At 50.7% G+C, this 1670-nt stretch carries 1 protein-coding gene and 1 pseudogene; both read left to right on the top strand.

The annotated features are described in order from the left end of the window. Window positions 1-80 (top strand): annotated as a pseudogene (locus ACI4J0_RS09785) (30S ribosomal protein S7); the annotation flags it as partial. A gap of 59 nt (window positions 81-139) precedes the next feature. Beyond that, a partial coding sequence (gene fusA, locus ACI4J0_RS09780) for an elongation factor G (RefSeq protein WP_439765624.1) occupies window positions 140-1670 on the top strand: 1531 nt, incomplete at its 3' end.

The following is a 1670-nucleotide window of genomic DNA, read 5'->3' as shown; positions in this document are numbered from 1 at the left end:
TGGGCGGCGCTTGCAAGAAGCGTGAGGATACTCACAAGATGGCTGAAGCTAACAAGGCATTTGCTCACTACAGATGGTAACAGAGCCTTAAAGCCGAAGCAGTACGTTATAAACGCAGCTAAATTTTGGAGGAAAAGCTATGCCAAGAGATTGTTCACTTGAAAAAACAAGAAATATTGGTATCATGGCTCACATCGACGCCGGTAAAACCACCACCACCGAGCGTATCCTTTTCTATACGGGTGTCAACTACAAGATAGGTGAGACTCATGAGGGTGCTTCTACGATGGACTGGATGGAGCAGGAGAAGGAGAGAGGTATCACCATCACCTCCGCTGCTACCACAGCGCACTGGGGAGACCACAGAATCAATATTATCGACACCCCGGGCCACGTTGACTTTACAGTTGAGGTTGAGCGTTCGCTTCGAGTTCTTGACGGTTCTGTAACAGTTTTCTGTGCAAAGGGCGGCGTTGAGCCCCAGTCTGAGACCGTTTGGCGTCAGGCTGATAAATATCAGGTCCCCAGAATGGCTTACGTTAACAAGATGGACATCATGGGCGCAAACTTCTACAGAGTTGTGGACATGATGAAAGACCGTCTCAAGTGTAACGCAGTGCCCATTCAGCTTCCTATCGGTTCCGAGGATGACTTTAAGGGACTTGTCGACCTCGTTGAAATGAAGGCAGAGGTCTACTACGATGATCTCGGTAAGGATATGAGAGACGAGCCCATTCCCGAAGATATGATGGAAATGGCTCAGAAGTATCACGATGAGATGGTCGAAGCTGCTGCCGAGATGGACGACGAGATCATGGAAAAATATCTCGAGGGCGAGGAGCTCACGGTCGAGGAGATCAAGAAGTGCATCCGCAAGGGCTGCATCGAAAACAAGATCGTTCCCGTTACCTGCGGCACCTCCTACAGAAACAAGGGCGTTCAGAAGCTCCTTGACGCTGTAGTTGATTATATGCCCTCTCCTCTCGATATCCCCGCTATCAAGGGCGTTAACCCCGAGACAGGCGAGGAAGAGGACAGACCTGCTTCCGATTCAGAGCCCTTCTCCGCTCTGGCATTCAAGATCGCAACAGACCCCTTCGTTGGAAAGCTCTGCTATTTCAGAGTTTACTCCGGTACTGTTGACGCAGGCGCTACTGTTCTCAATGCAACTAAGGACGGCTCCGAAAGAATGGGTCGTATCCTTCAGATGCACTCCAATCACAGAAAGGATATCGAAACCGTTTATTCGGGCGATATCGCAGCTTGTGTAGGCCTCAAGAACACCACCACAGGCGATACTCTCTGCGATCCCAAGCACCCCATTATTCTCGAGTCCATGGAATTCCCCGAGCCTGTTATCCAGCTCGCTATCGAGCCCAAGACTAAGGCAGGTCAGGAGAAGATGGGTATCGGTCTTGCAAAGCTTGCTGAGGAAGACCCCACCTTCAGGACCTGGACAGACGAGGAAACCGGTCAGACCATCATCGCCGGTATGGGTGAGCTTCACCTCGATATCATCGTTGACCGTCTCCTCAGAGAGTTTAAGGTAGAGGCAAACGTTGGTGCGCCTCAGGTTGCTTACAAGGAAACTATCAAGAAGCTTGCTGATGTTGATCACAAGTACGCTCGTCAGTCCGGCGGTAAGGGTCAGTACGGTCACGTTAAGATCA

Source organism: Huintestinicola sp. (assembly GCF_051882455.1).
GTDB lineage: Bacteria > Bacillota > Clostridia > Oscillospirales > Ruminococcaceae > Huintestinicola.
This window is presented reverse-complemented; position numbering and strand designations above follow the sequence as displayed.